This is a genomic window from Neobacillus soli NBRC 102451, from assembly GCF_001591665.1.
Taxonomy (GTDB): Bacteria; Bacillota; Bacilli; order Bacillales; family Cytobacillaceae; genus Neobacillus; species Neobacillus soli.
In genome coordinates this window covers 170433-176432 of the sequence record NZ_BCVI01000039.1, presented here as the reverse complement: position 1 = coordinate 176432, position 6000 = coordinate 170433, and the positions used below count along the sequence as shown (strand labels likewise).

Genomic DNA, 6000 nt, shown 5'->3' with positions numbered 1-6000 from the left:
GGGGAGCATATCATTATGCGCAGATGCCTTTTGTTTTTACCCGCCTATCCTTGTTGTCTTGTAACGATAATTTTTTATAAGCTCTTCTAACCTGTTCCCGCTATCTGCACTGAAACGAACCTGAACGGTATTTACTTTAAAAGAGGAAGTAAATGATATTTCCTCTTCCGATAATATTTGTCCGCTCCAATCCTCTGCAGCAAAAATATAGGGGAATGTGTTCGTTTCTTGTTTTGCCCCAAGCTCCTCAAAATACATCCCGAGATGCTGCCTACTTATCCCGCGAAACTCTAAATCTCTAACTATCATCTTAGCCACCTGCAACAGGTGGAAAAAGAGCAAATTGATCTGTTTCGGTAACTTTTGTCTGAAGGTCATCTAGATGGATGATATTCCTTCCGTTTACATACACGTGGACGAATGGCAACAGCTCTTTTTCCACTGTAAAAATTTCATCCTTTAAATCGGGAAACATTTCCACCATTTTATCAAGGACATCGATTACCCGCTCCCCATCAGGATGCACCGTTACTGTTACTCCGCCGCAAATTTGCCGGAGATTTGCAAACACCTTTACTAGCACATTGATCCTCTCCTCTCTCTATTTTCAATAGTAAAACCAAAGCTGAAAGTTGTCACGCTGTTTTATGCTAAATGACAAAAGGCTGCCCAAGCTACTAGGACAGCCTTCATTTTTAGAATATCGCCTTACATATTAAAAATAGACATCGGCAATTTTTCAAAACCTAAATATAAAACAAGTAACCAGGCAACTACAAACTGTATCCAAAAAGTAGAAGTCCTTCTTTTGTCTGTAACACGCGTGAGAATCATTTCAAATAAACCAATTACCCATAATCCAGCAACCGCTTTTAAAATATACCAAACATCTATCCTATCTACGCTAAAAAGAAGTCCAACACCTGTTGCAATAATGACCAGATAAAGTACTCGTAAAATCATTTGGACAATTTTAAATCCTTTTGCCTTTCCGCTCTTATGTAAGAAAAGCGCAACGATGAATAAAATTAGTGCTAAAGCCCATGCTGTAACATGACCATGAATCATTTAATTGCCTCCCTATGTATAGTTATTCGAAACTATCATACCACAGGCCTTTTATAATTACGAAAAAAGTGATTCAGGTAAAATAACGAACGTGGAAATATTCTTTTCATTTCTAAACGCATAGAAGGAAAACCTAGTTGTTCACCTCAATGGTGTTCTTTAATGTTCCTATTTTTTCAATCGTGATTTCGATTTGATCCCCTGGCTTCAAAAATTTAGGCGGCTTGAATCCTTTGCCGACACCTGCTGGAGTACCGGTTGCAATAATATCCCCTGGTTCAAGTGTCATTCCTGCAGATAAAACCGAAATGACCTCCTCGATTGGAAAAATAAAGTTCTCTGTATTTGAGCTTTGTCTTACCTCACCGTTTACCCTTGTTTCAATAGCCAATTGATTTGGGTTATCAATCATGCTTTTATGAACAATCCAAGGGCCGATGGGGCAGGTAGTATCTAGGCTTTTGCCAATGAAAAATTGCTTGTGCTGTGCTTGCAAGTCGCGTGCAGTCACATCATTAAGAATCGTATATCCAAAAACATAATCAAGGGCCTCTTCTTTAGATATTGCCCGGCCCTTTTGCCCGATGATGACGGCCAGCTCCCCCTCATAATCAAGCTGCCCCGTTACGTTTTGATGGTTTAAGATTATTTCATTAGGACCGATGACTGATGTTGGCGCTTTCGTAAAGACCATAACATGTTCAGGAATATCTGCTGCACTTCCCATCTCAATCGCATGTTCGGCATAGTTTTTTCCGACACAAAAGATATTTTTGTCGGGTCTTGGAATGGGGGCAAGTAAGTCAGCTTCATCCAATGGGATGTAAAAGGAGTCGGCCTTTCCATCTCTGTAGACCCAGTCAAGCAGACCATTGACTTGTTCGATAAAGTTATCCCCTAAAGTAATACATTCCAGCATAGACGATGGAAAGCTTTTTTGTCCTGTCCTTGCCTCTTCAACTCGATTTAGTGGCAGAACTTTATTACCATCCGCATCCATTAAACCAACAAATGGCCCAGCTTCGTGTTTGACCGTTACAAATCTCATAGTAATCACCTCTTTATTAAATTACACTACTAAAGAATAATATAATCATAACAATCTAACAATTGTAAAACTGGATAGAAATATAAAAAAGGATGTTAATAATATGAAGAAAGGAGAAGGAATATCATTGTCTTCACTCCTCATTATCCATATACCGATGCCGGAATGTAAGTTCCCGATAGCTCAAGACGTTCATGGAATTTTGGCCTTACTCCTGTGGGCACAAGACGTCCGATAATTTTACCCTCCGAATTAATCCCTTCTTGCTTAAAGACAAAGATGTCTTTAAGAACAACCATTTCACCATCCATTCCTTGAATTTCCGCTATGTTTGTAATTTTTCTAGACCCGTCTTTTAAGCGGGATTGTTGAATAATCACATCAAGCGCACTTGCAATTTGCTCACGAATCACTCTTACCGGCTTACCCACTCCAGCTAACAAAACCATTGTTTCCAAGCGTGCAATCATATCTCTTGGACTATTGGAATGTCCCGAGGCTAGCGAGCCATTATGGCCTGTATTCATGGCTTGGAGCATATCAAGCGCTTCGATTCCCCTTACTTCGCCAATTATCACTCGGTCTGGTCTCATCCTTAGGGAATTCTTAACAAGGTCGCGAATGGAGATAGCACCTTTCCCTTCAATATTAGCGGGGCGTGACTCTAATGAAACAACATGGTCCTGCCCTAATTGGATTTCAGCCGTATCCTCAATTGTAACGATTCTTTCGTCTTCCGGGATAAAATTCGAAAGAACATTGAGCGTGGTCGTTTTACCGGAACCTGTTCCGCCACTGACAAACATATTTAACCTTGCTTTTACACATGCATCCAGGAAAATAGCCATTTCTTCAGTGATAGTTCCAAACTTGATTAAATCTTTAATTTGATAAGAATCCTTTGAAAACTTCCTGATGGTAATGGTTGGTCCATTTAATGCCAATGGGGGAATAATAGCATTTACCCGTGAACCATCCGGTAGCCAAGCATCTATCATTGGCGATTTTTTATCTATTCTTCTTCCAAGTGGTGTAACAATCTTTTCAATCACGTTCAAAACATGTTCATTATCACGGAATTGTACCTCTGTTAACAATAATTTTCCTTTCCGTTCACAATAAACTTGATTTGGTCCATTTACCATTATCTCTGAGACATCTTCATCTAATAAGAGTGAATTTATCGGGCCAAATCCAGTTAGATCATTAATTAATTCCCCAACTACTTTTTTCCGATTAATAATATTGTTTTTTTCTTGAATTCTCTTGAGTAGACCCATTCCTTCAACCCACCTTACGTTCGTCTCTTTTTATAGAAAAAAGCCTCACGTTTGCAACGAACGCAAGGCTACAATAACAAATTCTTTCAAAACCAAAATCTTTATCTCCATAAAATAAAAATAACCCCACCTATACCGAAAAAGGGGGGGTTAGTAGACATAGAACAACTATATACACCTAGAGAACCTATGTGAACATAGCATATCTAATATGAAACACCCTGATCTTTCGGTAACTGGCTGGCGTAGTGCAAATGCACCTTAGCCCCTGTAGCTTTGCGTCACTGATTTTCATCAGCTTTGCCTTTATCGAGACTCAGTGTTTATTTTTCCGACTGATCTCTTACTCACATAATAGAACCTTTTCACTTTAGCGAATATCCTACTAATTTATCATTTTTCACGAAAAATAATAAGCCTTTATTCCTATTTTTTATTAATACGCTTATAAAAATGTATAATCAGCGTAAATATGCTCTACCCCCTTGCAACTACTTTATTTGGGCAAATGATTCACATTACATTCGCCCAGTCATAAGATGTAAAAGACCATACTACAAAAAGGGTGTTAATCATGCCAGCCATTGTTGGAGTTGCGCAAGTCCTTACGCTGGGGAACAGTTCTGTTTTCCACATTGGAGATGTCTATAAAATCATGCCATTCTCTAATGCAAAAACCTTCTCAGGTGCTGGTTCGTTTAATACCGGCGAGAGGTTAAACGTCGAAAACAAAGTAAGTTCTACAAATACAATTGATCCGGATACTCTTGATCAAGGAAACTTCCTTAATATGTGATAAATGGGTGGTCTAACATGAATTTTTATATCCAGCAGTCCATTCAAATTCATTTCATCAAAATTGGAGGGATTACCAATTCCTCCGTCCTGCAAATTGGCAGTGCCGGGATTATTAAACCTGCCGCCTATTTGTATAATACCGGGGGATTTACACATGCTGCGCCATCCGCATTTAAACCTTTAGGAGGGGAGCAGCCATCCACTCTAATGGAAGCACCTGCAGTTCCATTACAAGCCCCGGTAAGAAGGCTGGAAAAGAACTCCTTATGATGTTAACTGACTTCAAATTTGGATGTTACAATGTGCAGAGAGAGATGGAGAGCACATAGTGAGGTGATAAAATGTACCAAGATGTTTATCAATACCTTCAATGGCTACAGATGTGTATTCAAGCACAAGAGAAAAGAATCAATTCTCTGGAAGAGACCGTCAAAAAAATGAGCGAAGAAATAGTGCAATTGAATGAAAAGAAGTCCATCCATGTTGATAGAATTGAATATAAATTTGATCAATTGAAGGTCGAGACTCTTGAAGGCACATTAAACATTGGCTTGAATCCTTCCGACTTATCCGGAATCGAAGATTTCGCGGTACAAAATCAATCACTAGCAACCCCCTTTTCTCCTAAAGCGCAAATGCAAAGGTCGATGAAAATCGAAGAGGCCATATATCGATATTTAGAAACAGACTTACCACAAATCATTGAGGATACTCAAAAACGGTTAAGTATGGAACCTGGTGAAGCCTACTTATCCTTCATAAAAGAAGATATTATTAAACAACTGCCTAACCGGATTGAATATCATCTAAAAGCTCACAATGTCCAAAACCGTTCTTCTGAGAATGGCACCGACACTGACATATTAATCATTGAAGCCTTAAAACAGGAAGTCCAAAATGGCGTATTTATCTTTTTAAATCATCTGCCTGAAAATGTGAAAGGAATGAAGACGAATGAACTTTGAAGTCTATAATCGGGATCTTTGTGTAGAAAACATAAAAATCACAGGGGTAGCAAGCTCCTCCCTCGTATTGATTGGAGATACCGAATCCATTCAACTGGCATCTACATTTGACACGCCGGCGGAATCATTAATAATCGGACCATTTGTCCCATTAGCACCGGAAGTGACCTGAGTATGCTGAAGCGCACTTCCTTTGTAGACAAAATTCATATAGATATTGTATCCTACTCCTCTATTTTACAAATCGGTGATTCCTCCATCGTTAATGGACTGTCACGGGCCCTTGCTGTTCAAAGAGAAGCGGAAATTGATTTCGGATATGAAGGAAGCTTTTCTGCTTATCCTGTTTTTACTGAACCCATTCCCTTTCAGCCGCTTAATGAGCCTGTAACACTCCTAACACACAATCCCACGCCATTAATTAAGGTAAATAAAATTGATATCATCGGGATTTCGTCCGCTTCCATATTGCACGTTGGAAACAGTAAACATATATCGATGGAAGCAAGGATTAAGCACATCAGACAGTTGCTGCTGGAAGGACATGAACAAGATCTGGTATAAAAGCATACGTTACTTTATAGGCTAATTGAAAAGGATGTTTGCGATGCCAGCGATAATTGGTCCAGTACAAATTGTTAATGTGGGTGGAGGAATTGTGCAATTTGGCGATACCGTTTATATCTCACCAAAGAGCAGCACCAAAACATATGCTGGCTCTGGAGGTTTTAATACGGGGGGACTTATTGTAACGAATAATGGCTTAAGCGGTACCAACGTACTTGATACGAATCTAATTGACCAGCCGATTGCCGGGAATAATTAAAATGACATAAACCAT

11 protein-coding genes and 1 riboswitch are annotated in these 6000 nt (G+C 39.2%); of the genes, 6 read left to right on the top strand and 5 right to left on the bottom strand.

What is annotated here, in order from left to right; all coding sequences use genetic code 11:
* Window positions 1-36: 36 nt before the first annotated feature.
* From BSO02S_RS14420 to BSO02S_RS14400, 5 genes are all read right to left on the bottom strand, one after another.
* A complete protein-coding gene (locus tag BSO02S_RS14420) occupies window positions 37-309 on the bottom strand; it encodes a MoaD-like domain-containing protein (protein WP_066068469.1) in 273 nt (90 codons plus the stop codon).
* A 1-nt stretch (window position 310) separates the two neighbouring features.
* The gene (locus BSO02S_RS14415; RefSeq protein WP_066068464.1) at window positions 311-583 is read right to left on the bottom strand and encodes a ubiquitin-like small modifier protein 1; all 273 of its coding nucleotides are present in this window, start codon (window positions 581-583) and stop codon (window positions 311-313) included.
* Between the two features lie 125 nt (window positions 584-708).
* Window positions 709-1068, bottom strand: coding sequence for a YisL family protein (locus BSO02S_RS14410; RefSeq protein ID WP_066068461.1), 360 nt, complete (start codon window positions 1066-1068; stop codon window positions 709-711).
* A gap of 133 nt (window positions 1069-1201) precedes the next feature.
* Window positions 1202-2116, bottom strand: coding sequence for a fumarylacetoacetate hydrolase family protein (locus tag BSO02S_RS14405; RefSeq protein WP_066068458.1), 915 nt, complete (start codon window positions 2114-2116; stop codon window positions 1202-1204).
* A gap of 143 nt (window positions 2117-2259) precedes the next feature.
* Entirely contained in the window at window positions 2260-3396 is a 1137-nt protein-coding gene (locus tag BSO02S_RS14400; protein WP_084375029.1) for a TadA family conjugal transfer-associated ATPase, read from the bottom strand.
* 228 nt (window positions 3397-3624) lie between these two features.
* Window positions 3625-3711: riboswitch (cyclic di-GMP riboswitch) on the bottom strand.
* Between the two features lie 259 nt (window positions 3712-3970).
* Between BSO02S_RS14400 and BSO02S_RS14395 the strand changes: the two genes are divergently transcribed.
* From BSO02S_RS14395 to BSO02S_RS14370, 6 genes are all read left to right on the top strand, one after another.
* Complete coding sequence (locus BSO02S_RS14395; RefSeq protein ID WP_066068451.1) at window positions 3971-4192, top strand: spore germination protein; 222 nt, start codon at window positions 3971-3973, stop codon at window positions 4190-4192.
* Between the two features lie 17 nt (window positions 4193-4209).
* Window positions 4210-4464, top strand: coding sequence for a spore germination protein GerPB (locus tag BSO02S_RS14390; protein WP_066068448.1), 255 nt, complete (start codon window positions 4210-4212; stop codon window positions 4462-4464).
* A gap of 71 nt (window positions 4465-4535) precedes the next feature.
* On the top strand, window positions 4536-5159 hold the full coding sequence (gerPC, locus tag BSO02S_RS14385; protein ID WP_066068445.1) for a spore germination protein GerPC: 624 nt from the start codon (window positions 4536-4538) through the stop codon (window positions 5157-5159).
* Window positions 5149-5331, top strand: a complete 183-nt coding sequence (locus tag BSO02S_RS14380; protein WP_066068440.1) for a spore germination protein GerPD — start codon at window positions 5149-5151, stop codon at window positions 5329-5331. The genes gerPC and BSO02S_RS14380 overlap by 11 nt, the downstream gene beginning before the upstream one ends.
* Window positions 5332-5333: 2 nt before the next feature.
* A complete protein-coding gene (locus BSO02S_RS14375; RefSeq protein WP_066068437.1) occupies window positions 5334-5723 on the top strand; it encodes a spore germination protein GerPE in 390 nt (129 codons plus the stop codon).
* Between the two features lie 43 nt (window positions 5724-5766).
* Window positions 5767-5985 (top strand): spore germination protein, encoded by a 219-nt coding sequence (locus BSO02S_RS14370; protein ID WP_066068434.1) that lies wholly within the window; start codon window positions 5767-5769, stop codon window positions 5983-5985.
* The last annotated feature ends 15 nt before the right edge of the window (window positions 5986-6000 follow it).

What these genes read in the sequence shown, in the direction of transcription:
- BSO02S_RS14420 (WP_066068469.1), bottom strand. Translation starts at nt 309, where the DNA reads ATGATAGTTAGAGATTTAGAGTTTCGCGGGATAAGTAGGCAGCATCTC.
- BSO02S_RS14410 (WP_066068461.1), bottom strand. Translation starts at nt 1,068, where the DNA reads ATGATTCATGGTCATGTTACAGCATGGGCTTTAGCACTAATTTTATTC.
- BSO02S_RS14405 (WP_066068458.1), bottom strand. Translation starts at nt 2,116, where the DNA reads ATGAGATTTGTAACGGTCAAACACGAAGCTGGGCCATTTGTTGGTTTA.
- BSO02S_RS14400 (WP_084375029.1), bottom strand. Translation starts at nt 3,396, where the DNA reads ATGGGTCTACTCAAGAGAATTCAAGAAAAAAACAATATTATTAATCGG.
- BSO02S_RS14395 (WP_066068451.1), top strand. Translation starts at nt 3,971, where the DNA reads ATGCCAGCCATTGTTGGAGTTGCGCAAGTCCTTACGCTGGGGAACAGT.
- BSO02S_RS14390 (WP_066068448.1), top strand. Translation starts at nt 4,210, where the DNA reads ATGAATTTTTATATCCAGCAGTCCATTCAAATTCATTTCATCAAAATT.
- gerPC (WP_066068445.1), top strand. Translation starts at nt 4,536, where the DNA reads ATGTACCAAGATGTTTATCAATACCTTCAATGGCTACAGATGTGTATT.
- BSO02S_RS14380 (WP_066068440.1), top strand. Translation starts at nt 5,149, where the DNA reads ATGAACTTTGAAGTCTATAATCGGGATCTTTGTGTAGAAAACATAAAA.
- BSO02S_RS14375 (WP_066068437.1), top strand. Translation starts at nt 5,334, where the DNA reads ATGCTGAAGCGCACTTCCTTTGTAGACAAAATTCATATAGATATTGTA.
- BSO02S_RS14370 (WP_066068434.1), top strand. Translation starts at nt 5,767, where the DNA reads ATGCCAGCGATAATTGGTCCAGTACAAATTGTTAATGTGGGTGGAGGA.